The sequence below is a fragment of the Paludibacter jiangxiensis genome, assembly GCF_001618385.1.
In the GTDB taxonomy this organism is placed as follows: Bacteria; Bacteroidota; Bacteroidia; order Bacteroidales; family Paludibacteraceae; genus Microbacter; species Microbacter jiangxiensis.
This window is the reverse complement of sequence record NZ_BDCR01000004.1, coordinates 770824-795877: the sequence shown is the minus strand read 5'-3', so window position 1 is coordinate 795877 and position 25054 is coordinate 770824. Positions and strand designations below refer to the sequence as shown.

The window sequence follows — 25054 nt, the reverse complement described above, 5'->3', positions numbered from 1 at the left end:
GCCTAAACAAAATTATAATTGCATATGTTTCGTATTACTTCTCTGTTAGTGTTACTTCTTTCGTGCTGTTTCTCTTCTTTCGCACAAAACACTTCCGATGATAGCTTTCTGCGTCAAATTGTTTCCGGACATTTTAGACCGAAACAAATTCAGGAACTGCGCTCGATGCGTAATGGCGAATTTTACACTCAGATGTCGGATTCCGGCAAACTGGTGTTGAAATATAGTTTCAAAACAGGTCGGGTAGTCGATACTTTGTTTAATATCAGACGCGTTATCAATTGTCCGATCAAATATATTGAAGGATATGAACTGGACTCTGCAGAAGTAAAGATGCTGGTGTATCTCAATTCAAAGAAAACCTACCGTCGCGCTTTTGCCGCTGATTATTACGTGTACGACATCAAGCGTCGTAATATGAAGCCGGTTTCGGAAGGAGGGCCGCAACAAGCTGCAACTTTCTCTCCAAACGGGCGGATGGTGGTATTTGCCAGAAATAATAATCTTTACCTCAATAAACTGGATTATGGGACTGAAATTGCCATGACCAAAGATGGTGAAGAAAATAAGATAATCAACGGGATGCCCGATTGGTTGTACGAAGAAGAGTTTGATTGTACCAAATTGTTTGTCTGGTCGCCTGATAGTAAACTGGTGGCCTTTGTACGGCTTGATTTGAATAATGTGCAGAGCTATAGCTACATTCGTTACAAAGGTTCTAATCCTGAGTTTGCGAATGCGGCAGAATATCCGGAAGTGGTAACGTTTAAATATTCCAAAGCCGGGACTCCCATTCCTCAGGCAAGTGTTCAGGTGTACGATACATACTACAAGACCATTAAGAAAATGAATCTTGGCAGTGATTTGGATGCATATTATCCGAAGCTCGTGTGGGGCAACAAGATGGAAGAACTGGCTATCCCAAAATTTGGCAGAGATCAGACCAGACTGGAGCTGTTTTTTGCCAATCCGCGTTCTACGGTTTCAAAATTAATCCTGACCGATAAAAGTAGTTCGTACGTTGATTATGAGAATCTGAATTACTTCCGCTTTTTACCCGATGGACACCATTTTACATTTGTGAGCGAAAAGGATGGCTACCGTCATGCCTATCTGTATAATACCAACGGCGTTTTGGCTCAACAGCTGACTAAGGGAAAATTCGATGTGACAAACTTTTACGGATATGATGAGGTGAAGAGGGCTAGTTATTTTCAGGCTGCAGAGGTTTCATCAACAGGAAGGGATATTTATACAGTTGACGCCAAAGGAATTATGAAGCGACTTTCCAATGGAAAAGGCTCGCATTCTGCAACCTTCAGTAACGATTTCTCGTATTTTATCGATCAGTCTTCATCATGGAATTCTCCTGATGAGTTCGTGTTGTACAATCATTTGGGACAGCCGGTTAGAACTCTGGAAGCCAATTCGGCGCTTAAAAAAGATTTTGCGGCACTTGGTCTTCCTAAAAAGGAACCGTTTACCTGCACTGCTGCCGACGGAACACCGTTGAACGGTTGGATTGTAAAACCGGTTAATGCCGGAAATGGAGCAAAATTGCCGGTGCTGTTGGTGCAGTATAGCGGACCTGATTCGCAGGAAGCAACCGATAAATGGAAAGTTGACTGGGAATATTATCTTGCATCGAACGGTTACGCCGTGGTATGCGTCGATGGACGTGGCACGGCAGCGCGTGGTGAACGTTTTAGGAAATGCACGTATGAGCAATTGGGTAATATTGAGTCGCAGGATCAGATAGCTGTGGCAAAATATGTGGGTACCTTGCCTTTTGCCGATAAATCGAGAATTGGGATCTGGGGCTGGAGTTATGGCGGATTTATGACTCTGATGTGTATGACAACGAGTGATGTATTCAAAGCCGGGGTTTCTGTTGCTCCTGTAACAGACTGGCACTTCTATGATGCCGCATACACAGAGCGTTTTATGAAGACTCCACAAGAAAATGAAGATGGGTATACTAAAAACTCTCCTTTAAATAATGCAGCGAACTTACAGGGAAGCTTGTTGATTGTTTGTGGCTTGGCAGACGACAACGTGCATCCTCAAAATACTTTTGAATTTGTAGAAAAGCTGGTACAGGCTAATAAGCAATTTGAAATGCAGACCTACACCAACCGTAATCATAGTATTTATGGGGGCAATACCCGCTTCCATCTTTATAAAAGAATGACAGATTTCCTGAAGAAAAATTTGTAAAGCAGCAGTCGTTTTGATACTGCTTGTTTTGAGAGTAGCGGGTGTATATTTAATCTAAAAATAACTCAAAAAATATTAGTATTTTTAAGGTTTTGATATTCAACTGACTATGATGTAGGACGATTGATGTCAATGCAAATTTTGTTCCCTTTTTCTCAAAATATTATTGTACCTTTGAGCAACCGTTCAGGAAAGTGATCGGTTTTGTGTAGTTTGCTTATTTTCAATGACTTCTTTTTTTAGAAGTTGGAAATATTACTTCTTGCATCCATAATTCATTCAATATTGTTTCTCGTATGAAACAGAGTTCCGTTTTGTCGGGATGCGCTACATACGACTCTTAAAAAACAAATTATTTTCGTATGAAAAAACACAATTTTAACGCGGGGCCTTCTGTTTTGCCTCAGTTTACGATTGAAAACACAGCGAAAGCTGTTCTCGATTTTAATGGTATCGGACTTTCAATCATGGAAATCAGCCACCGTTCGAAAGATTTTCAACCGGTAGTTGATGAAGCTGTAGCTTTAGTTAAAGAATTGATGTCGATTCCGGAAGGTTATTCGGTACTTTTCTTAGGAGGTGGCGCGAGTCTTCAATTCTGTATGGTTCCTTTCAACCTGTTAGAAAAGAAAGCTGCATATCTTAATACAGGTACATGGGCTAGCAAAGCAGAAAAAGAAGCTAAATTGTTTGGCGAAGTTGTTGAAGTTGCATCTTCTAAAGGCGCTAACTTTAATTATATTCCTAAAGATTTTACTATTCCTGCAGACGCAGATTATTTCCACATTACAACAAACAATACCATCTTCGGTACAGAGCTTCGCAAAGATCTTGATTCTCCGGTTCCATTGATCGCTGACATGTCATCTGATATTTTGTCTCGTCCTATTGATGTTTCAAAATATGGTTTGATTTATGCCGGTGCACAAAAGAATCTCGGACCTGCCGGTGTTACCATCGTAATTGTAAAAGACGAATTGCTGGGTAAAGTAAGCCGTCCTATTCCTACGATGCTCGATTATCGCACTCATATCAAAGAAGGTTCTATGTTTAATACTCCTCCGGTAGTTCCTATTTACGCTTCTTTGCAAACGTTGAAATGGCTGAAGGAGTTGGGTGGTGTTAGCGCAATGGAAAAAATGAACATCGAAAAGGCGTCTTTGTTGTATGATGAAATCGACCGCAATAAATTGTTCGTCGGTACAGCCGCAACAGAAGACCGTTCATTGATGAACATCTGCTTCGTAATGAAAGAAGAATACAAAGAACTTGAAGACGAATTCGGTAAATTTGCGGCTGCCCAAGGTATGGTAGGTATCAAAGGTCACCGTTCGGTAGGCGGCTTCAGAGCTTCTACTTACAATGCTCTTCCTAAAGAAAGCGTTGTTGCCCTGATCGACGCAATGAAAGAATTCGAAAAGTTACATTAATACAATATTCGAGTGAATACGAAACCCTCCTAAGTCATTAATATGATATTAGCTGAGGGTTTTGTCATTCTTACCACTAAATTTTTATACTACTATGAAGATTCTTGTAGCAACCGACAAACCGTTTGCCAAAGCAGCAACAGACGGAATCAGAAAAATTACTGAAGAAGCAGGTTATGAACTTGCTTTGCTGGAAAAGTATACCGATGTGAATGATCTTTATGCAGCGGTGGCCGATGCTGACGCTATGATTGTTCGTTCCGATAAAGTTACACAGGCAGTTGTTGATGCTGCAAAACAACTTAAAATAGTTGTTCGCGCTGGTGCAGGGTACGATAACCTTGATCTTGCTGCTTGTACTGCTCGTGGCATTGTAGCGATGAACACTCCGGGTCAAAATTCAAATGCCGTTGCTGAACTTGCTTTGGGCATGATGGTTTTTATGGCTCGTAATAATTTCCAACCGGGTACCGGTAGCGAATTGAAAGGTAAAAAGCTGGGTATTCATGCTTACGGTAATGTGGGTAAACTGGTTGCCCATATTGCCAAAGGTTTTGGTATGGAAATCTACGCCTTCGATCCTTTTGTCCCTGCTGATGTAATGGCAAATGAAGGAGTGAAAGCTGTTGCTTCGGTAGAAGAGTTGTATAGCACCTGTAACTATATTTCGTTGCATATTCCGGCAACTCCCGAAACTAAAAAGTCGATCAATTACGACTTGTTGTCTAAAATGCCGAAAGGCGGTTGCCTGGTAAATACTGCCCGTAAAGAGGTGATTGATGAAGAAGGTTTGGCAAAATTGTTGGAAGAACGTACCGATCTGAAATATGTGACCGATATCATGCCGGATTCACATGCTGTACTCGCAGAAAAATTCGGAGCCCGCTACTTCTCTACACCTAAGAAAATGGGTGCAGAAACAGCTGAAGCCAATATCAATGCAGGTTTGGCCGCGGCTAATCAGATTGTCTCTTTTCTGAAGACCGGAGATAAGAAATTTCAGGTTAATAAATAATCAGTCATGAAACGCATTATTTCAACTTCAAACGCGCCGGCGGCTATTGGCCCTTACAGTCAGGCGGTAGAGGCTAATGGAACATTGTATGTTTCGGGTCAGATTCCTATCGATCCTGCAACAGGTAAGCTGGTGGAAGGAGATGTTTCTGCCCAGGCGAAACAGGTTTTCTGTAATATTAAAGCTATTTTGGATGAGGCAGGCTACTCTTTTGTAGATGTAGTTAAATCGACCGTATATCTGTCCGATATGAGCTACTTTGCCGATGTGAATGCAGTCTACAAGGAGTATTATCAGACGGAATGCCCTGCCAGGGCTGCTTTTGCGGTAAAAGGACTTCCCCTTGGTTCTCTTGTCGAAATTGAAACAATTGCAGTGAAATAACGATTTCAGCTTATATAGAAAGCTACAAAGGATACTGAATCGTCCTTTGTGGCTTTTTTATTGTATTTGTAAGCAGAAGGTTATGATGACGGGTAAAATTTAATGCAGAAAATACGCTGGTATCGTTTGTTAATTTGAAAAATATAACTACCTTTGCAACCGCAAAAGCCCAGATGGCGGAATTGGTAGACGCGCTGGTCTCAAACACCAGTGGATTCACTTCCATGCCGGTTCGATCCCGGCTCTGGGTACTAAAAAGAGCGGTAATTTTCAGTAATGAAAGTTATCGCTCTTTTATTTAGTTAGTTGTCCAGGCCTAAAGCATGTTTCTCATAATTGCTTTTGTTGGCGTGGTGCATAATATCATTTGCTCCCTTAATCACTTTTTGGATGATGTAACCCAATACAATAACTATCGGAGCATAAGCTATAGCTTTCCATAAAGGGGTGAGATCGGAGTAAGGATGTGCTTGGTGCACAAAGATTACAAACATCACAATCCAGGCAATTATGGAGAATAAAATACAAATAATATTTCTTCCCCAATACGTTAGCTTAAAAGTATTCCATTTTGAGTGAATCCTACGCCGATGAGCCCTGAATAAGACTCTTTTTTTATGGCTTCTTACTAAATTTTCTAAGGCAAGCATGTTACTTTTTTGTAATTTACTGTTGTGACTACTAATCGCCCAGATAATGAAGATGAAAAAGTCTCGAAAGAGGAATAATAGTACAAAGCTGAAAAAAACTATTACAACCACTTTGCGGTAAGAGTTGATTTCAGTTTGCGTTTTTTCCTGCGGATCAACAGGCGGATCTTGCGCTTGCGTAAAAATATCCGTCTTTTCTATGGTAACCAAGCCCGATATGATGGATAAACCAAAGGAAGAGATTTGTTTATCGGAGGTAACCGGATTGCCTGGTATTACGTTCAACTGACATGCTATAAGCAAAATATTGACCATAACAGTCAATACAATAATCTTGCATAGGCTGTAAAAGCCCTGAGCAATAGACCTGTGGTGAAGTTGTACTTTCATAAGATTCATTTTTACAGGGTTATGCTTCAGTGGAATCCGAATTTATCTCTTTATGCGACCCGAATCAGGTGAGATCGTAAGCATTCTCTGCTCTCCTGCAGTTTCTTTTGCCTATTCAAATGTACAGGTGATTGGTGAAAAATGTTCTTTTGTGGTTGATTTTAACTCTTTAAAAACGCCCGTGTAAAACAAATAGATACGAATAAAGTTAAAGGGGAAGTGACATGCATTTCAGAATGTATTTTTGAATGTCGAACTTACTTTTGCAACCCGAATAGCTCATATAACGGATTTTGCCAAATACCGGACGCGGGAACCATGCACGGTCGTGTACTCCGCCGATGCTCCAGGCAATACCGGCATAGCCGTTGGCATCGCGACCGTCGAGTGAGTACTTGTCGTTGAGCCAGATGGCATACTCCATGGCCGTTTCAACCGATGGTGTCCATTCCAGAATCTTTTTTGCCCAGTACATCCGCATGTAGCCGTGCATCTTTCCGGTACGCACCATCTCCGTTTGCGCAGCATTCCAAAGCGGATCGTGCGTTGTTGCCGTTTCCAACTCATCCCGTGTGTAAATATATTCCCGTTCGTCTTTCCTGTGCAGGACAATGTCTGTTCGTGCCCATTCGGGAAAACCTTCAGACGAATCGTAATGTGGATTGTAGAAACAAAAGTTATCAGCCAGCTCTCGTCGAACAATCAGCTCTTCGAGCAGGGCATCCTTGTCGGGTGAGTCGGGTAGGAGATAGACTTCCCATGCGATCCGTTGAGCCGATAATTGGCCGAAATGCAGGTAGGGTGACAGTCCCGATTGTCCGTCGATGCAGGGGTTGTTGCGGTTTACGGCATAGCCCTCCAGTTTGTGCGAGATGAAATGATGCAGTGTATTCAATGCCGCATCTTCCCCCGGAACAATATTTTTAATAATTGTCACCGATGAATCGAAGGTAGCTAACGTATACGCTTCCCGAACGGACGGATAGTTTCCTGCTATTGCAGGAATATTATGTTGTGGCTTCAATTCTGGAAACCCGGTCAGAAATTCTGGTAAAAGACGTTTGATTTTTGGCCTCAGGGTATAGGCGCCGAATTCGGCTTTGGGCGATGCTTTCCAACAAGGAACGATATTGTGGGTATCTACCTCGTAGTGCGCCACTCCTTCGACGGCATTGATGTCGCTGATCCATTTTTGTTTGTGCCGCAGAGGATCGAAGTCGGAAATAACTGCTGTGACATTATTGTGTTCGATAAACTCTTTCAGAGCAACCGAAACGTCGTTGTTGAGAAGAATGCAAAACGGGATGTTGAGTGCGCGCAGCTTTTGTTCTACTGTTTCTAGCCCGCGCAACATAAAGTCGAAGTGGCGAAGGTTGGCTCCCGGGTAGGAGGGCATCAACGTAAATACCACCGCCAAGCTCCTTCCTGTTGACTCCGCCAGCTGGCGTGCAAAAAGCAACGCCCAGTTATCCCAGACCCGTTGATCGCGGCTCATGCGATAGATAATCATTCCGCCGGATTTAGTTTCCGGCTTGTGTATTTTGATGCGCAAATCATTCATCGCTTCAGGAATAAATATAAATTCGTCTTGTCTTTAAAATTTTATGCAAATGAGTCGTTGGGGTTGAAACTTTTAGTAATTTAAGGGCTCTGTTTTTACAATGTCAAAGATAGAAAATTAAGACTGTTTTGATTCAAGAAATGTAAAGTCACATAAAAGATACGATGATGGAAGAAGGAACTGTTTTGTTGGATTGGATTTTTGAAACATCTGTCGCAAAATATCCGCAAAATATTGCAATAGAGTCTTCTCAACAGGCATTTACCTACAAAGAGGTTGATGAGATGGCAAATCAACTGGCAGGTTGGCTGCAACGACAAGGTGTACAACCGGAAGCAAAGGTGGTGATTTGGCTGCCACGTTCCCCGGAAGTGTACATTGCAATGTTAGCTGTATTAAAAGCAGGTGGTGCTTACATTCCTCTTGATCCTGAGCTTCCGGTTGCCCGGGTTAACTTCATACTGAAAGATTCTGACGCTAAAGTGCTTATTTCATCTGAACGCTTTCTTCGTCAGATAGAGGCTCAACCCGAAGCAACAACGATGTTCCTGTTTGATAGCGACGTTGATAAGCTGACATCATTCTCAACACAAAAGCCGATCGTTGGGAATAGAAACGGTAAAGATTTGTGTTACATTATTTACACTTCGGGCAGCAGTGGCGAACCTAAAGGTGTTTTGTTGGAACACAGGAACGTTGTTAATTACATCAAAGCAGCCAAACAAATCTATGATGTTGACGAAAATCAACGGATTCTGCAGGGTTTTTCCGTTGCTTTCGACGCATCGGTGGAAGAAATTTGGATGGCCTTTGCTTCGGGAGCGACTTTGGTGGTGGGTACTTTTGATATTATGCGTTCGGGCGATCGGTTTGCCTCTGTTTTGAATAACCTTGGAATCACCTTCCTGTCGTGTGCACCTACCTTGTTGTCGATGGTGAAAGAAGATATTCCATCGCTGAAGACGTTGATCTTCGGAGGAGAGGTGTGTTCACCGGATATTGCTCATCGTTGGTGCAGAAAAAGTCGTACAGTTTTCAATACTTACGGTCCTACCGAGGCTGCTGTTATAGCTACTTATTCTGTTCTTCAGCCGGATGTGCCTGTTACTATCGGGAAACAACTTCCAGGTTATTCGGTATATATCGTGGATGAAAACCTGCAGCCGGTTGGAGCTGGAGTTGAGGGAGAGATCATCATCGGAGGAGAGAGCGTTGCCCGAGGCTATCTTCATCGTGATGACCTGACAAAGGCGAAATTTATTGAAACGGATCGCTTTGATTATAAAAATCAACGATACTACCATACGGGAGATCTTGCCAAATATGCAGATGATGGCAATATTGTATTTTTAGGTCGGTCTGATGCACAAGTGAAAGTGCGCGGATTCAGGGTGGAGCTTACGGAGATTGAAGGATTGTTGATGAAGTTCAACGGGGTACAGGCTGCTGCTGTGGCGCTCAACATCGAAACACAACAATTAGCGGCCTATACGGTGATGCAAAATAATGAAGAACCCGACCGGGAAACGATTGCCAAATTGCTGCGCATCAAATTGCCTTATTACATGATACCGGCTACGCTTGATGTAGTGCCGGAACTACCGATGACATCCAGTCAGAAAATAGACCGGAAACGATTGCCGTTACCCCAAACGCCACTTACATTTTCGTCAGAAAGTGAAATCAAGGAGCCGGTGACTGATTTGGAAAAAGCCATGGTGGAGGTAATGAGCAGGAATTTCGGTCGGGACGATATTTCAATGTCTGATCATTTTTTCAACGATCTGGGTGGGCATTCGTTGTTGGCTGCCGTTATTGTTTCGGAGATGAGACAGAATACGATGTTTGAAAATATGTCGGTAGTGGATATTTATAAACATCCGGTACTGTCCGATCTTGCAGGTGAATTGGAGAAAAAAAAGCCGCGAGCAGCAACGCAGCATATGAAAAAGAAACGCGATATTTATACTCCACCCAAATGGAAGTATTTCACTTGTGTATTTGCCCAGGGAGTGTCGATGTTTTTCCTGCTGCTATTGTTTGGGATAGAATGGTTAGGGCCTTTCTTTGTGTATTCTTATTATTATCAGGCTGATAATGGGGTTTTTGATTCGCTTGCTACTATGCTCTGGATGTATTTTGCCCTATTGCCGATCTTGTCTTGTTTTGCCATTGGTTTCAAATGGGCAGTTATTGGGAAAATAAAGCCGGGTAAATATAAAATGTGGAGTAGCTATTACTTTCGGTTCTGGATAGTCGATAAGGTAATCAATATTTGTCCGGTTACCTATTTTACCGGAACATCTATCATGAATGCTTTTTTACGGATGTTGGGTGCGAAAATTGGTAAGAATGTCTATATCAATACTTCGGCAATATCGGTTTTTGATTTGCTGGAAGTGGGCGATAATGCGAGCATTTGCACCGACACCCATTTGCGGGGATATACTATTGCCGACGGCTACCTCTATATCGGCAAAATAACGGTTGAGAAAGATTGTTTTGTGGGAACGCGTTGCTGTTTGGCTCCCGACACCAGAATGGAAGCCAATTCTTCCATCGAGGACTTGACTTTAGTTTCGGAAGGCACTGTTATTCCGGTCAACGAACATTGGGGCGGCTCGCCTGCTGAGAAAATATATGAAAACAAAGTGCAGTCTTCCCGTAAATTATGGTCTTTCCGCAATTCATTTCTCTTTTTTGTTAGCATTTTTATCATCCCGTTGATTACTATGCTGGCCTATTTCCCTGGTTTGATGCTGATTACGCATTTGGACTATATTTCAGAACATTACCATTTTCTGTGGACAACCATTGGTGTGGGTTTTTCATTTGTGGTTTTGCTGACGTTAATCATAGTTTTTCTGAAATGGTCAATGCTGGGAAATATCAAAGAAGGGAAATATCCGGTCAACAGTTTCTTCTATTATAAAAAATGGTTTTTCGATCAGCTGATGAAGCTGAGTCTGCAAGTTATCGGAACACTTTACACTACGCTTTATTTGCAAATCTGGTTCAAAATGCTGGGCGTTAAGATGGGAAAACGGGTGGAAATATCGACTGTCGAATTCATTTCTCCTGATCTGCTCGAAACCGGGAACGAATGCTTTTTGGCCGATTCGGTTTCTGTGGGAGCCTCACATGTGCGAAATGGCTATATCACCATTGCCAAGGCACGTATCGGTAATCGCACGTTTGTGGGTAACAGTGCCGTGGTGAGCCCGGGTACACGACTCGGAGATGATGTATTGGTAGGTGTGCTTTCAAAGATGAATCCGGAAAATCTCCCGGCTGCCGATGGAACCTCGTGGTTTGGATCGCCGGCCGTTTTTCTACCTAAGCGTGATATCAATCATGAATTTTCTGCCGAACGTACCTATAAACCGACACGTAAGCTTTTTGTACAACGCTATGTTATCGAGTTTTTTCGTGTAGTTTTGCCTTCAACTCTGTTTATTACCTGTGCGGCTCTGATCACCAACGTTGTGTCTTATCTTCAGGTGGAGAAATCTTTGTGGGAGCTGTTCCTGGTTTTTCCGTTTCTCTATCTCGGCGCTGCTATTCTTGGAACACTGGTTACAGCTCTTTTGAAGTGGATTGTTATCGGAAAGTACAAACCTGCCCGCAAACCGCTTTGGAGTAACTATGTGTGGCGAAGCGAACTGATAACGGGAATTTATGAGAATTTTCTCGTGCTTTTCTTCCTCAATTTGCTAACGGGAACGCCGTTTATCAAATATCCGTTGCGGTTGCTGGGTTGTAAGATCGGCAAACGGGTTTGCATGTTTACTACACAGATTACAGAATTCGATCTTGTTCGTATGGGCGACGATGTGACGGTAAACGACAACTGTACGCTGCAAACTCATCTTTTTGAAGACCGCGTGATGAAGATGTCGTATGTGGATATTGCCGATAAATGCAGCGTGGGAGGCATGTCGGTAGTACTTTACGATTCAAAGATGGAAACAAATTCCGTACTTCATCCTTTGTCCGTTTTGATGAAGAGCGAAACTTTGCCTGCCGATACAGAATTTGTGGGAGCACCAGCGAAGTCAATATAGAAGGATAAACAAAATGCTCTGTGGGTTTTATATTTACAGAGCATTTTGTTTTTAGAACTGCATCATGATACCGATGGATGGAACCACAGAGCCGTTTTCTACATCAATAGTTTTCATGAGGTAGCGGTTGGCATCAGTCGGGTCGGTTACTCCGGTGCTATTTAGCACAGGAGCCTGACGGTATTTACTGTTGGTCGCGTTCTGTACATCGAAATAGAAGCCGAGCATCCATCCTTTGAAATAGTAGGTTTTATCAATGCGGATATCGAGTTGTGAGAATACAGCACCACGTTCGGCATTGAATCGAGAATAGTCGTAATACGGACGATTTTGCGCATCCCAGGCGGCTTTGATCGACGATTTGTAAGCATCGTAAGGCGTGTATGGTGCTCCGCCGATTACCCGTAGTTTGGTGCCGATGTCCCAGTTGCGTGGTAGTTTGTAGCTGCCGGTCATGGTTAATAGGTGGCGGTTGTCCCATGACGACGGGATATATTTGCCGGTTGCCGGCTCCAAAAATTCACTTCGCACAAAGGTATAAGCCACGATCAGGTTCAGGTTTTTGTATCCGAACCAACGTGCCAGTGCTTCAGCTCCGTAGGCTCGCCCTTTTGCTGAGGAGGTGACCGCTTCCGTCCCGAACAGCGTATAGTCATTTCCTTTGGAGGAGAGAGGAATGCCGTCGGAGACAGATAGCAATCCGTCTGTATATCGTTTGTAAAAGCCTTCGAGCGTCAGGCGTATGTAGTTGGTGGGGCGTTGCTCCAGTCCGATAACCACTTGGTCCGATCTCTGGTAGCGTATGTTGTTGGCCTTATTGACCAGCATTCCGTAGTCATTCTTATAGCCTAGCACGGTGTAGGAGGGCAGTTGGTAATAGCGCCCTAAATTTCCGTTGATATACCACCCGTCGGCAATGCAATAGGCCAGCGAGATACGAGGCGAGAGTTGGCGAAGAGGGTTCGACATGGAGCTGGTAAAGGTATTGGCATCAGTGCGCAGACCAGCCGAGACAGTGAGTTTACCATCGTTGCTGTCATAGTTTAATGAGGAATAAAGTCCCCATTTGAAGAACGAAATGTCGGTGTTGTAGGCCAAGTTGGTAGAGATGCCATTCGCATAAACAGTTTGGCGTGTGTTGTTGAAATAGCGTGCCAGTTCAGTGTTTGCACCAATATTGAGACGGAAGTGGTCAAGTTGGCTGCTGTTTTCAAAGCGGAACTTGATTTCGCGTTCGAACGAGGAATAATCGAGTATCTTGTTGGCTTCCGAACTGTCGTCGTTGTTGCGGTATTTATGTTGTTTGTTGTCGAGGTTATTTATGCTCAGTACATAACTCTGAACCGTATTCCCTGCAAAATGTTTCCACACGCCACCCAGTGTATAGGTGGTTTGGCGGATCACTGGAATGGTGGTCAGAATGTATTTGTTGCCATCGGTTTGTCCGGCCGTATCGGTGTTTAGCGACATGTTGTCGATAGCACCGAGGCCAAGCAAGGTCAGTTCGTTCTTTTTGTCGAACTTGACTTTTACCTTGAACTGCGTATCGGTGTAAGCCGGCAGAAACGGAAGTTTCAATGCCTTGAAGAGCAGTTGTAGGTACGATTGGCGTGCTGAAAAGAGGTAGGTCGTCTTTTTGTTGATGTATCCGTCGGTGGTGAAGGCAGCTTCGGACGAACCAAGCGCAATATTGTAAGTGCGGGTCGTGCTGTTGCCGTCTTTGAGCCGGAAATCGAGAATTGAACTCATAGCATTGCCTTTTCCTGCCGGAAAAGCTCCCGAGTAGAAGTCGGTTTCACGAATCAACTCGGCATTGATAATGCCCACCGGACCGCCCGATGCACCTTGCGTGGAGAAGTGGTTGATGTTGGGGATTTCTACTCCGTCGATATAGTATCGGTTTTCGGAGGGGCCACCACCACGCACAATCAGGTCGTTGCGATAGCCGGATGGAGCCGAGGCCACTCCCGGAAACGATTGGATAACTCTTGAAATGTCGCGGTTGGCTCCGGCACTCTTTTCAATTTCTGCAAAACCGATCACCCGCATCGACACAGGACTTTCGGCGGGTTTACGGTACGGACCAGCTGTCACTTTTACTTCCTTTAGCGTTTCTGTATTCTCCTCCAGTTCAATGTTGAATTCCATATCTTTATTTACCACAGAAAATTCGGGCGATATAAAAGTTTTGTAACCAACGGCGGAGGCTTGCAAACGGTAAGTGCCGCTTTTCACACCGCCAATAGTGTAGTTTCCGACACTGTCGGTAGTGGCGCCTTTCGTAGTTTCCCAAATCACTACATTGATAAAAGGTAGCATTTCGCGAGTGGTTTTGTCTAATACATTGCCCCGGATGGCATGTGTTTGTTGCTGAGCCTGAATCGGAGAAATGATCAGCAATAGCAGTAAAGTAAGCATAGAGTATATTCGCATCAACATAATTTCCATATTTTTAAGAATATCGGTTGTTCGTTTTCGCTTGCAAATATACATTTGTTATAATCTTTTTGCAATATGAAAAATATTCAATGTATCAATAGAAATATTGATGCAATTTATTGACCCTGGTCATTGCTGATTCGTCCCTACGAAAAACGCCCGAATTTTTCCGGGCGTTTCATTAACAATTAATCATTATTACAGGATTCCCTGTGCCATCATGGCTCTGGCTACTTTCATGAATCCGGCAATATTGGCACCTTTCTGGTAGTTAACATAACCATCGGGTTCGGTACCATATTTTACGCAGGCATCGTGAATGCTGGCCATGATATGCTGGAGGCGTTGATCCACTTCTTCTTTTGGCCAGCTTAGCTTCATGGAATTCTGACTCATCTCCAGTCCCGAAACGGAAACGCCACCCGCATTGGCAGCTTTGCCGGGAGCATACATGATTTTGTTTTTCAGAAAGACTTCGATCGCTTCGGGGGTGCTTGGCATATTAGCACCTTCGGATACGGCAATGCAACCGTTTTGTACCAAAGCTTCGGCATCTTCCTCATTAATTTCGTTTTGTGTGGCAGATGGTAGAGCAATAGTGCAGGGTTCTTTCCATGGTGTATCGTCGGCAACATATTTACATCCATACGTTTCGGCATACTCTTTAATGCGTCCGCGCCGGATGTTTTTCAATTCAAAAATGTAGTCTAATTTTTGTTTGTTGATACCATCCGGATCGTAGATATAACCGTTACTGTCCGACATCGTTACAACTTTTCCCCCCAACTCTAACGCTTTTTGTGCCGTATAGGTTGCCACATTGCCTGACCCCGAAATGGCGATGGTCTGGCCGCTCAGGTCGGTAATGCCTTTGCGTTTCAACATGTTCATCAGAAAATAGATGTTGCCATAACCGGTAGCTTCAGGTCGAATCAGTGAGCCTCCGAATTCGAGTCCTTTGCCGGTAAAGGTTCCTGTATTTTCGCGGGCTAGTTTTTTGTACATACCATACATATAAGCCACTTCACGCGCACCGACTCCGATGTCTCCAGCCGGAACATCTGTTTCGGGCCCAATATGCCGCCATAGTTCCGTCATGAATGCCTGACAGAAACGCATGATTTCGCCATCCGACTTGCCCTCGGTACTGAAATCCGATCCTCCTTTGGCGCCGCCCATAGGTAAAGTGGTGAGAGCATTTTTGAAGGTTTGTTCAAAAGCAAGGAACTTTAGAATAGAGAGAGTAACGGAGGCATGAAAGCGCATCCCTCCTTTATAGGGCCCGATGGCATTGTTGTGCTGCACACGATAAGCCATGTTGGTACGTACCTTGCCTTTGTCGTCGACCCAGCTTACGCGGAAAGTAAAGATGCGATCCGGTATGCATATGCGTTCGATGATGTTGTGAGCTTCAAACTCGGGATGGGCATTATACACATCTTCGATTGAAAGTAGTACTTCTTCTACAGCTTGATGATACTCGGGTTCGTTTGGGAACCGTTGCTTCAGATCGTTGAGGACTTGTTCTACTTGCATGGTGATTAATCATTTATGGTTGATGTTCCGATGCAACGAAGTTACAATCTGAATGTAAAAAATGTTCAAATTATGGAAAGAAAATTTATTGTATCTGTTGGTAAATCCTTACATAATCCACTTCATATTTAATGGGGGAGGTGCTGTTAGACGGGTCTCCGCCATTGCTGCCAAGAGCCAGATTGAGCAATAGATATTGAGGTTTTAAGAAGGGATTGCTGCCGTCCGGATTGATGGTTTCGCTCAATGATGTGGTGTTTAGGAGAATGTCGTCGATATAAAGCTTTATGTACTCTTTAGTCCAATCCATGCGCCATACATGAAACTTGCGGGGCCAGTTTTTGTCTTTAGCGATGAACGGAGCAATAGCTTTTCTGGCCGAGTTCCATTTTGCTCTGTAGCGAACGTTAGTACCCCATGCAACATTGGACAGAATAGTCGGAATTCCTTCTGGTCGATAAAATTCCATAAGATCAATTTCTCCGCACGATGGCCATTCACGACCGGATCCCAGCGTCCAGATGGCCGGCCATGATCCGGTGGCGGTATCAATCCGGGCACGTATTTCAAACCGTCCGAAAAGCCAGCTTTTCTTTCCAGCAGTCTGAATGCTGGCCGAGGTGTATTGGATATCTTTGCGACTGGCGCGCCAGTCAGAACTTTCCACCCGATAGTTCGGGTTGGGTCGGTTTTCTTTGCGACCTTCGATGACAAGACATCCGTTTTTGCAGTAAGCGTTATCACTCTGATACCATTGTAATTCCTGGTTGCGTTTGAATCCCGTTTCGTACGACCAAACAGCTGAATCAGGCGTGCCGGTGTAGTTGAACTCTTCGCTGAAAACCAGTTTCATTCTGGCAGGTGGCTTCGGTTTTGAAAAATCGGGAGAGTAGGGATTGATGGCTATTGCTTTGCTCATAAAACATGCAAAGAGAACAAAAAGGAAGAAAGGTGTTTTCATGTCAGACCGGATTTGGTGAATGCAAATATAGCCGTTCCCTGCGAGGGACAAGATCACAATAGATGCAATTTAGGACATGTTTTCATTCAGTAAGCGGGACTCCGAGGGTGGCCATTGCTGTAAAGTGTTGCTTCTTAGTATTTTTAACCAATTGTCGTGCGGCATTGACCAAAAAGTATATACCTTTGTCGCGCCAAAATCAGGGCCCAAATTATTAGATGAGAACCTTCTTCCTCCGGTGTAAATTTTTCTTACAGAATTCGTTGCCATATCGCTACAATATTCTGTTTTTCCTCTTGTTCACAGCTGCTTTTTATTACAATTTCTGGTTGTTTCTGGACATTGTAGAACAGCCGATTAGTACGGATATTCCTTCGTCTGTATTTCTTCATATTGCCACGTCGCTGATTTTAGTCCTGCCTTATTTTTTAATGCGCAGGCATAAGGAGATTTTATTGGTTGTGTTGTTTTTGCTCAACTTTTACTGCATCAGTAACTTGTTGTATTACCGTACCTATTTTACTCTTCTTCCCTTCGACTCATTCACAATGGTGAATAACCTGAATGGCTTGGGCGACAGTATTCTCGGTTCCTTCCGGAAAGTCGACTGGTTTTTCCCGATTCCATCTGTCTTATTATTGTTGAGCTATCTGTTCTTCTTTCGCAAATCAATCATTCCGGAATCTATTCGCTTGAGGGCAATTAGTGGTGCGGTTGTTTTGGCTGCCATTGTGATTACTATCGGCTATAACCTTTTTAAGGATAGAAATCAGGTGAGTAACCTGCTGTCGGAAGAGAATGAGTTTCGATACGATTTGGTGGAAGGCGCTTCAACTTATGGCTTCTTTCATTGCTGGGTTTATCAGGCCAAAAGTCTCCTGCACGAACAAGCACAAATGACAGCGGCGGAGAAACGAATTGTGGAAAAATGGTTGAAGGATAATAAGAAGGATATGAGTCCGGTGACGGTTCACGAAGCCGGAAGCAAGAATGTCATCATCCTGATAGTGGAGTCACTTGAATCTTTCCCCATTGGCAATTCGCTGAACGGAACTGAAATTACACCCAATCTTAATCGATTGCTGAAAGAAGAATCGTGCCTGTATGCTCCTCATGTGGTACCTCAGGTAAATGGCGGACATTCGAGTGACGCTCAGCTGATATTTAATGCCGGAATGCTTCCTCCCCGTACCGGAGCGGCTTGTTTTCGTTATGCGCGCAATAGCTATTTTACATTGGCAAAGGCGTTGAAAGAGAAAGGTTACAACACCCATACCATGCTGGGTGGTAATGCTTCGTTCTGGAATCAGGGAGTTTTGACCAGGCAATTGGGTTATGACGATCTGATAGCTGTCGATCAATATAATTGTGATGAGTATTACGAGATGGGACTCACCGACAGTACCTTTTTGGCTCAGTCGGTGGAAAAGCTGAAAGCGTTTAAACAGCCTTTTATGGCGCAGATGATTACGTTAAGTTCGCACGATCCCTATAAATTGCCCAATGACCGCATTTACCTGAAAGTGCCGTCCAATTGTCCTGCCGACATGGCTGCTTACCTGAATGCCATTCATTATGTGGATCAATGTATCGGAAGGTTTGTTGATGGACTGCGTAGTAACGGCTTGCTTTCTAAATCGGTATTGATTATTACTGGCGATCACGATTGTACCAAACGTCAACCGGCTCAGTGGCGGGTGTATGCAAAGCGATGGAATGCCGAGACTGCTCTTACTCCCTTTATTGTTGTAAATGGAAACCGGCAACAAACTTATGCTCCGGTTATGGGACAGATTGATATTTATCCGTCTTTAATTTCTATTCTCGGCCTGCAGAAATATCAATGGCATGGTTTGGGAACCAGTATTTTTGCTCCCGAAAAAACTCCGTTTGCCGTCAATGCACGTATGCATGAGTTTGGTGTGGCACAAATAGCAGCTTCTAACGTCCGTGAACATATAAAATCAGCCTGGAATGTCTCTGATTTGATGGTAACCCGCGATTATTTCGGAAAACAGTAGACTGAATGTCAACGAACGGGTATGCCCATCAAGGTGTATTTGTAGAACAATGTTTTACGAAATAATTTCCCGGTTTTGAAATATTTATCTACAAATGCTTTTTGTTCGTTCATTCCGGCGGTAGCCTGCTCCAACGATTTGTTTAACTGAGTAATGGATGCCGCTGTTTGTGCATCCGGCTTTTGAATTTCAGACAATCTACTTTGTGATGCCGAAAGTTCTATGCTAACAGTGTCCACCATTTGCCGGATTTCTTTGTCTTCTTTCTTCGGATTAAATTGGTTATTCCTGTAATTGATAAACTGATTCATCAGGGCAATGCCGTTATTGTAATGAGCGACGGCCTGATTGAAAAGATCAGTCATTTTGTAATTATGCAGATACTCCAACTGTTGGTGAAGGTGTTGCAAATGTTCGTAAATCATGGCATTTTTCACCCCGTTGGCTTCCACTCGCCGGGAGGCATCGCTGAGTTGTTTACTTTCCGGTAACGTTTGATATTCGGATAAAGAATCTTTATAGTTGAATATCTTCTTATTGGCCGATCCCGTTTTTCCTTCGTAGAAATCCTGATTGGTAACGGTATAATCGAGCATTTGCCACAATGGATCGAATGGTATATGCGTATTGATGAACTGGCGTGGATTTGGTTTGAAATTGCGGTTTTCGATGTGGCGGACAAATTTCCCGTTTTGTATATATCCGGCACCCCAGGTGGCATCTATTAGACTCCATTCCAACCCAATCAGAACTGCATTCCACGCGTGTGGCAGTATATCCACTTTGTTGTTCTGTTTTGTGTACCCTTGTACTGCAAATGATTTTAACCCAGTTTTTGCTGCAATGGCATTGAACAGTTCGGTGTAAGACATGCAAATGCCTTTCCGCGTGTTCAGTGTCCGCTCTACAATATCATTTGTGTTTTGGTAGAGGTTGACTTTGTACATGTTCTCCACATCATAGGCAATGTTGTGGGTGATCCAGCAGAAGATAGCACGGGCTTTATCGTCCGGGGTATTGAAATGGCTGTTGATATAAGCCGCAATCCCGTTTATTGTCTTGCTCTCTGATTCGGGAAGCCGGAGCGCTATCTGATCAACGGAGGGATAATCGGTTTGAGCCTGTGAATGTAAAGATATGCAGAGTAAAAGCAGAAAAAGAATTTTGAATCTCATAGGATCGGGTTATATCAATTTTTGAAATACAGATTTGGTCGTTGTGTCGTAGATAAGGATTCCTTCGCTTGTGCCATCGAGTTGACCTGCCAAATTGCCGTCTGCATGCCAAACCGAGCTTTTGCCGGCACACTCATATCCTCCCGATTCGCCCACATAGTTTGCCATAACAGTTGTCATGTGATATTTTCGTGCGATGTCGGATAGTTTTTGTAAGTCCGCATCTACGCCGCTTACTGAATTAAGCACGCTGGCAAGGTAAACGGATGCCTGATTGCGGTATGCATTCTCTGCATGTTGAGAAACCGATAGTTCATAACAGATGGCCGGCGCAACAACTGTTTCGTCAATATGGAGATAAACAGGCGTAGCTCCCGGAGAGAAATAATCGACCTCACTAGGGTAGCGGTGTTGCTTTGAATAAGTGATGGGCTCTTTGTCAGGTTGGAAGATGATCATGCTGATAAAAAGCGTTGCATCCATTTGAGTCGGTAATCCGATACAGATAATGATATTTTGCTGATCACTTATTTTTTGAAAACAACTGAGTCGATCATCATTACTGGTTGTTGCAAGTTCTTTGGCAAGCGTTGGCTCATAGCCGGTAAGAGAGAGTTCAGGAAACACCACCAAATCGCATTGGTTTGCAATGGCAAGATCAAGAAATTGCAGATGTTTGGAAATATTTTTTTCAATATCACCTTTGAAGGCGGATGTCTGGACGATACAAATTTTCATCTTATGCGGGCTGATTTTTCCGTACAAAGTTAAGAAAAGCCGTCGCATCCTAAAATGGGAGTAAAAGAAAAAGGCAGTAAGTAATCTTCTTTACTTACTGCCTTTCCGTTGAGTTTTAGAATTACATCATTGGCATACCGCCAGGAGGCATTCCACCTGGCATACCGCCTCCGGGAGGCATACTACCGGCAGGAGGCATTCCGCCTTTTTCCCACATTTGTTGTCTTTGGCGATTCTGTTTTTGTTGTTGCTGTTGATATTTTTGTCCGCTGAAATTACGTAAATCGTATGTGAAACTCAACATTACAAATGGCTTCATTACATTCGATATTGCATCTTCGTAATAATTGTCGTAAACATTGCGTGTCAACGATTTGTTCTGGCGTAGGATGTCATAAGCCTGTAGCTTGATCTCCCCTCTGTCATTTTTCATGATTTTTTTACCCACACTGGCAGTCCACATAAAGTAGTTTTGAGAAAAACCGCTTGAAAGACTATTCGCAAAACTGCGGTAGTTTTGGTAAGACATGTTGTTTTGGAAGGTCAATCCTTTCCAGAATATCCAGTCGAGCTTGAAACTAGCTGTTTGATTCAAATAGGTATTGTTCGATATTGAGGATACATTGTTACGGGCAATGTTATAGGCTGCACCATAAGAGAGGGTAAAGTCGAGCTTGTCGCTGATGTTACTTCCGAGGATTGCCTTAGGCGCGATAGTGTAGTTTTTAGTCATCTGTTTTACCCCGTTGTAAAGAGAGGGAATCTGATTGAATCCGAAATTGGTCGAAATATTCAGGTTGCTCTTGAGAAAGTCGACCGGAAATCCAAATGTAAACATCGAATTCATGTTCCAGCTACCGGTTAAGTTGACCGGAGAGCTGTATTGAGCACCATTTCGGAGAATAATGCCTTTTTGCAATACACTATCTTTGGTAGCCAAAATAGTTGAATTCCCGATGTAATGCAGGGTGTTACCAGCACTGAACATGACGATCAGGGTTTGACCCGATTTTGGGGTGAAAGTGTATCGGAACATGGCGTTGTTTGATATTTGCTGGTTCAGATTCGGGTTCCCTCCGGTGATAGCAGCCGGATTTGAGTTGTCGATGACATTTTGTAACTGTTGAATTGACGGAGCAGATGTTGACGCACGTAAAAATACTCTTATCGTATTGTATGGGTTGAAACGGTAATTCAACATCATATTGGGTAATATACTGTTATACGACTTATCGGTATTGACCATTAATGGATAGGTCTGATCTCCCTGAAGGGCTGCATGTTGAACATCGACATTAGCCATCAACATTAATCCTTTACTGCTGAGACGATATCCCAAACCACCCGATTGTGTAAGATAGTCGCTGTTGTATAAGTTGGACAATGCGGTGTCCAAAACCATCGTCAAACGATCTCTTGTTTGCTTGTCGATGTCGCGGTGGTTGTAATTGACGCGGTAGGTGGCTTGCAATTGCGATGTTTTACTCAATGGCTCGGTGTATATGGCATTGGCCCCCAGACTATAGCCGTTTGAATTGTTCAGAATCGTTTGATAGTCATCTTCTGTTATTACATTGTTTAGGAAATGTTTTTCGGTATATCCGTCATTGTTGTTTTGGTTGGAACTTCCATTCAAGGTAAGTGAAATGGTTCGTCCAGACTTGCTAAACCGGTGACGATATAACAACATACCCGATAGATTGTTGGCAGTTACATCTCGGCTCGTGGCCGTGTTGGTTTTAGTTGATGAGGCTCCGTTCAGATAGGTGTTATAGAGCATCGAACTATTTCCGTTGTTGGACTGGAAACTTAAGTTCGGCATAAATGTCAACGAGTTGTTCGCGTCGATCTGATAGTCCAGTTTGAGATTGAAACGGTGGTTGATATTCTTTGTTTGAGAAAAATCGTTTTCGTCCGAAGTTTGGAATCGACCCAATGCATCCTGCTTGAAATAGGTATCATTCTTTGATTGGATCAAAGTGTTGTTTGTTATGTTGAAGAAATAACCACCGGTAATATCGATTTTCTTTCCCCATTTATCGGTATAGTTTAACCCACCGGCATTGGTTTTGGTTATACCGCCACCGCCCGAAACCAATGTGGAACCACCGCCGAAGCCTCCGCCACGACCACCTCGTCCCATTCCCATTCCACCGCCCATTATGCCAGCTAAATCGTCCTGCGAAAAGTTTTGTTGATTAATGTTGTTAGACATTCCCAGCAGGGTAATGCGGCGATTGCCTTTGAAGATATTCATAGAGAGTGATCCCTGGTAATCGGTCTTGTTGTCTTCGTTTATTCCGATACCGGCATTCAGTTTTCCGAACACTCCGGTTTGCATGCCTCTTCGGGTGATAACATTGATCGTTTTGACCGAGTTTCCATCTTCAAATCCGGTAAATTCGGCTTGTTCGCTTTTCTTGTCAAATACTTCGATGTTTTGTACAACTTCTGCCGGCAAATTCTTCAAAGCTAAGTTCGGGTCACCGTCAAAAAACGGTTTGCCATCTACCATTACTTTCTGTACTGTTTCACCCTGAGCCTGTATTTTGCCCGATCCGTCCACTACGATACCCGGCATTTTAGAAATCAGCGTGCTTGCATCAGCACCCTGAATGGTTTTAAAGGCATCAGCATTGTATTTAATGGTATCTTCTGTTTGTTGCGCTCTTGTTGCCCGACCTACAGCAGTTATTTCTTTGAGGTCTATCGACTCTTCTTTTAGTGTAAAACTTCCTAAGCGTTGATTGTTTTGTTTTATTTCAATACTCTTGGTCAGAGTCGTAAATCCTACAAACGAAATTTGCATGGTGTATGTACCAATCGATAGCCCTTTGACAGTAAAATTACCGTTGGCATTTGCGACATCACCCAACTTATGGTTTGGGTTGCTTTTGCTAACGAGAGTTGCGGTGGCCCCAACCAGTGGCTGGTGCTTCGAATCAAAAATAGATCCGGTTGCCGTGATGTTTTGAGCCGAAACAGTCGCCGAAAGAATTAGAAACAGAGCGAGAAACAAATTTTTCATTTAGTCTAAAATTTAGCGGTTAAATTATTGGGAAAGGTGTGTTTCAAATAATAATTATTAGTTAGATACAAGAAACGCTAAAAAGTTTAATGTTCGGTTTGGTATTTTTGTGTAATTTTTTCGGTTTAAGAGTCGTGTTTCAGCACATAATGTCCTATGCGGCATTGAAGGCACTTTTTACAATCGCAATAATGTTTTTTGAGATGAATGAGGGCCTGACTGTCAAAAGCGGAGGTTGCAGCGATATTGTATTGCTTCCAGTTTTTGATAATACTGTTTTGCTCGGGAGTAACTTGTTCCAACAATGTAAGTGCTTTTTCCTGCATTCTTTCGTCGTTTTTGTATCGTCCGTAAGCAAATAGGAACGGAGCAGCCGTGTTGATTAATAAAATTTTGATGGTTGATTTACCTATCGCTTTGTTCTTTGAATCTGCGGCTTTGTTGAAGGTATAATGCGATTGCCAGTATTCGGATGTGCTACATTCAAACAAAGACTCCATTTCTTCGATGGATTTTGCATTGACAACTTTTGAGAAGAGTTTGGAGGATTTGTTCGTTAAAGTAGCAAACTGGGCAATCCGGACGTGAGGAAAATTTTGCGGGCGCAAGCGGAGTAGTTTCCAAAGATGGGCGTCAATCGGTTGGAGTTGATATTTGGCTTTCAGAAAGGAGTATTCCTGTTTTAATTTGTCTGTATAATCGCTTGCCGGCGATTGATTTAGTAGTCCGGATTGACCGAATAGCATCGCTTCAATTTGCGTCAGATTGTCTTTGTGTTTTGCTAGGTATATCTGCGGTAAACTCTTGGCTAAAAGTTCAAATGGAATAGAATTGATGCCTGTTCCGAAATTACGCGCCAATGTTATATAAAAAGCTTCTTCCCAATTGTTCTGCGTGTTTTGAAGAAGTGTTTCAATATCGTTTACTTTAAGCTCAAGTCGTTCTGTTAGCAATGCATTTTTCCAGTCGGAAAGAAGAATACGTGGAACTTTATCTAAATGTTCAGCACACGAAACAAACGATTTTTGTCCCATCAATGCTTCGTGTCGTGATTCAAGATCTTCGTAGCAGGGGAGTAGTAATTGTTCGATTTCTTCACCGGAAATTCTGAAAATGTCAGCGTCATGTTTGGCTATAACGTGTAGAATGATATTGTTGTAGGCACTGTCATTGGTATGGTGATGGTCTTTCCAGTCAGACGAATTTATGTGCACTTCAACATTGCCGGCCCACACAGTTTCTCCGATTTTGATTTTTGCGTTAAAAAAATCAGGTCCCGCATCTCTGTTTATTTGTCCGGGATCTATGACTTCGACTCTTTTCCCTTTGATTGTAGCCAGATTGCCAGCGTAGAAAAGTTTATGCTGCCATGCATACTGGAGTAGTGCTTCCTTCATCCGTAAGTAATTTATGTTTAGATTTTTCTCTTTGTGTAGTGACTCAAA

General features: G+C 43.2%; 15 protein-coding genes and 1 tRNA gene. 7 read left to right on the top strand and 9 right to left on the bottom strand.

Annotation, left to right across the window (positions count from 1 at the left end):
* The first annotated feature begins 24 nt into the window (after positions 1 to 24).
* The 5 genes from PJIAN_RS13425 to PJIAN_RS13405 all read left to right on the top strand — a co-directional run bounded on the left by PJIAN_RS13425 (position 25) and on the right by PJIAN_RS13405 (position 5297).
* A complete protein-coding gene (locus PJIAN_RS13425) occupies positions 25 to 2217 on the top strand; it encodes a S9 family peptidase (protein WP_068705909.1) in 2193 nt (730 codons plus the stop codon).
* A 362-nt stretch (positions 2218 to 2579) separates the two neighbouring features.
* Complete coding sequence (gene serC / locus PJIAN_RS13420; RefSeq protein WP_068705905.1) at positions 2580 to 3647, top strand: 3-phosphoserine/phosphohydroxythreonine transaminase; 1068 nt, start codon at positions 2580 to 2582, stop codon at positions 3645 to 3647.
* Between the two features lie 94 nt (positions 3648 to 3741).
* Entirely contained in the window at positions 3742 to 4662 is a 921-nt protein-coding gene (locus tag PJIAN_RS13415) for a 3-phosphoglycerate dehydrogenase (protein WP_068705904.1), read from the top strand.
* A gap of 6 nt (positions 4663 to 4668) precedes the next feature.
* Entirely contained in the window at positions 4669 to 5046 is a 378-nt protein-coding gene (locus tag PJIAN_RS13410; RefSeq protein WP_068705901.1) for a RidA family protein, read from the top strand.
* 167 nt (positions 5047 to 5213) lie between these two features.
* A tRNA-Leu gene (locus tag PJIAN_RS13405) sits at positions 5214 to 5297 on the top strand.
* A gap of 51 nt (positions 5298 to 5348) precedes the next feature.
* Here PJIAN_RS13405 and PJIAN_RS13400 read toward each other — a convergent pair.
* A complete protein-coding gene (locus PJIAN_RS13400; protein ID WP_153802576.1) occupies positions 5349 to 6086 on the bottom strand; it encodes a hypothetical protein in 738 nt (245 codons plus the stop codon).
* Positions 6087 to 6294: 208 nt separating this feature from the next.
* A complete protein-coding gene (locus tag PJIAN_RS13395) occupies positions 6295 to 7647 on the bottom strand; it encodes a deoxyribodipyrimidine photo-lyase (protein WP_068705899.1) in 1353 nt (450 codons plus the stop codon).
* A 164-nt stretch (positions 7648 to 7811) separates the two neighbouring features.
* Between PJIAN_RS13395 and PJIAN_RS13390 the strand changes: the two genes are divergently transcribed.
* Positions 7812 to 11711, top strand: coding sequence for a Pls/PosA family non-ribosomal peptide synthetase (locus PJIAN_RS13390; protein WP_068705898.1), 3900 nt, complete (start codon positions 7812 to 7814; stop codon positions 11709 to 11711).
* Between the two features lie 51 nt (positions 11712 to 11762).
* On the opposite strand, the gene PJIAN_RS13385 is transcribed toward PJIAN_RS13390, so the two are convergent.
* From PJIAN_RS13385 to PJIAN_RS13375, 3 genes are all read right to left on the bottom strand, one after another.
* Positions 11763 to 14150 carry a TonB-dependent receptor gene (locus PJIAN_RS13385; protein WP_068706476.1) on the bottom strand — a complete coding sequence of 796 codons (2388 nt, stop codon included), beginning with the start codon at positions 14148 to 14150 and terminating at the stop codon, positions 11763 to 11765.
* Positions 14151 to 14348: 198 nt separating this feature from the next.
* Positions 14349 to 15686, bottom strand: a complete 1338-nt coding sequence (locus PJIAN_RS13380; RefSeq protein WP_068705896.1) for an NADP-specific glutamate dehydrogenase — start codon at positions 15684 to 15686, stop codon at positions 14349 to 14351.
* Positions 15687 to 15771: 85 nt separating this feature from the next.
* Positions 15772 to 16647 carry a glycoside hydrolase family 16 protein gene (locus PJIAN_RS13375; protein WP_068705894.1) on the bottom strand — a complete coding sequence of 292 codons (876 nt, stop codon included), beginning with the start codon at positions 16645 to 16647 and terminating at the stop codon, positions 15772 to 15774.
* Positions 16648 to 16865: 218 nt separating this feature from the next.
* On the opposite strand from PJIAN_RS13375, the gene PJIAN_RS13370 reads away from it, so the two are divergent.
* Positions 16866 to 18668 carry an LTA synthase family protein gene (locus tag PJIAN_RS13370; RefSeq protein WP_068705891.1) on the top strand — a complete coding sequence of 601 codons (1803 nt, stop codon included), beginning with the start codon at positions 16866 to 16868 and terminating at the stop codon, positions 18666 to 18668.
* Between the two features lie 8 nt (positions 18669 to 18676).
* Here the strand turns inward: PJIAN_RS13370 and PJIAN_RS13365 are convergent, their stop codons facing one another.
* From PJIAN_RS13365 to PJIAN_RS13350, 4 genes are all read right to left on the bottom strand, one after another.
* Positions 18677 to 19843, bottom strand: coding sequence for a transglutaminase domain-containing protein (locus PJIAN_RS13365; RefSeq protein WP_068705890.1), 1167 nt, complete (start codon positions 19841 to 19843; stop codon positions 18677 to 18679).
* A 9-nt stretch (positions 19844 to 19852) separates the two neighbouring features.
* Entirely contained in the window at positions 19853 to 20581 is a 729-nt protein-coding gene (locus PJIAN_RS13360) for a carbon-nitrogen hydrolase family protein (protein ID WP_068705889.1), read from the bottom strand.
* Positions 20582 to 20702: 121 nt separating this feature from the next.
* Positions 20703 to 23609, bottom strand: coding sequence for a TonB-dependent receptor (locus PJIAN_RS13355; RefSeq protein WP_068705888.1), 2907 nt, complete (start codon positions 23607 to 23609; stop codon positions 20703 to 20705).
* A 125-nt stretch (positions 23610 to 23734) separates the two neighbouring features.
* On the bottom strand, positions 23735 to 25006 hold the full coding sequence (locus PJIAN_RS13350) for a DUF2851 family protein (RefSeq protein ID WP_068705887.1): 1272 nt from the start codon (positions 25004 to 25006) through the stop codon (positions 23735 to 23737).
* Between the last annotated feature and the right edge of the window lie 48 nt (positions 25007 to 25054).

What these genes read in the sequence shown, in the direction of transcription:
- PJIAN_RS13410 (WP_068705901.1), top strand. Translation starts at nt 4,669, where the DNA reads ATGAAACGCATTATTTCAACTTCAAACGCGCCGGCGGCTATTGGCCCT.
- PJIAN_RS13365 (WP_068705890.1), bottom strand. Translation starts at nt 19,843, where the DNA reads ATGAGATTCAAAATTCTTTTTCTGCTTTTACTCTGCATATCTTTACAT.
- PJIAN_RS13370 (WP_068705891.1), top strand. Translation starts at nt 16,866, where the DNA reads ATGAGAACCTTCTTCCTCCGGTGTAAATTTTTCTTACAGAATTCGTTG.
- PJIAN_RS13425 (WP_068705909.1), top strand. Translation starts at nt 25, where the DNA reads ATGTTTCGTATTACTTCTCTGTTAGTGTTACTTCTTTCGTGCTGTTTC.
- PJIAN_RS13350 (WP_068705887.1), bottom strand. Translation starts at nt 25,006, where the DNA reads ATGAAGGAAGCACTACTCCAGTATGCATGGCAGCATAAACTTTTCTAC.
- PJIAN_RS13380 (WP_068705896.1), bottom strand. Translation starts at nt 15,686, where the DNA reads ATGCAAGTAGAACAAGTCCTCAACGATCTGAAGCAACGGTTCCCAAAC.
- PJIAN_RS13375 (WP_068705894.1), bottom strand. Translation starts at nt 16,647, where the DNA reads ATGAAAACACCTTTCTTCCTTTTTGTTCTCTTTGCATGTTTTATGAGC.
- PJIAN_RS13360 (WP_068705889.1), bottom strand. Translation starts at nt 20,581, where the DNA reads ATGAAAATTTGTATCGTCCAGACATCCGCCTTCAAAGGTGATATTGAA.
- PJIAN_RS13415 (WP_068705904.1), top strand. Translation starts at nt 3,742, where the DNA reads ATGAAGATTCTTGTAGCAACCGACAAACCGTTTGCCAAAGCAGCAACA.
- PJIAN_RS13390 (WP_068705898.1), top strand. Translation starts at nt 7,812, where the DNA reads ATGATGGAAGAAGGAACTGTTTTGTTGGATTGGATTTTTGAAACATCT.
- PJIAN_RS13395 (WP_068705899.1), bottom strand. Translation starts at nt 7,647, where the DNA reads ATGAATGATTTGCGCATCAAAATACACAAGCCGGAAACTAAATCCGGC.
- PJIAN_RS13400 (WP_153802576.1), bottom strand. Translation starts at nt 6,086, where the DNA reads ATGAAAGTACAACTTCACCACAGGTCTATTGCTCAGGGCTTTTACAGC.
- PJIAN_RS13355 (WP_068705888.1), bottom strand. Translation starts at nt 23,609, where the DNA reads ATGAAAAATTTGTTTCTCGCTCTGTTTCTAATTCTTTCGGCGACTGTT.
- serC (WP_068705905.1), top strand. Translation starts at nt 2,580, where the DNA reads ATGAAAAAACACAATTTTAACGCGGGGCCTTCTGTTTTGCCTCAGTTT.
- PJIAN_RS13385 (WP_068706476.1), bottom strand. Translation starts at nt 14,150, where the DNA reads ATGTTGATGCGAATATACTCTATGCTTACTTTACTGCTATTGCTGATC.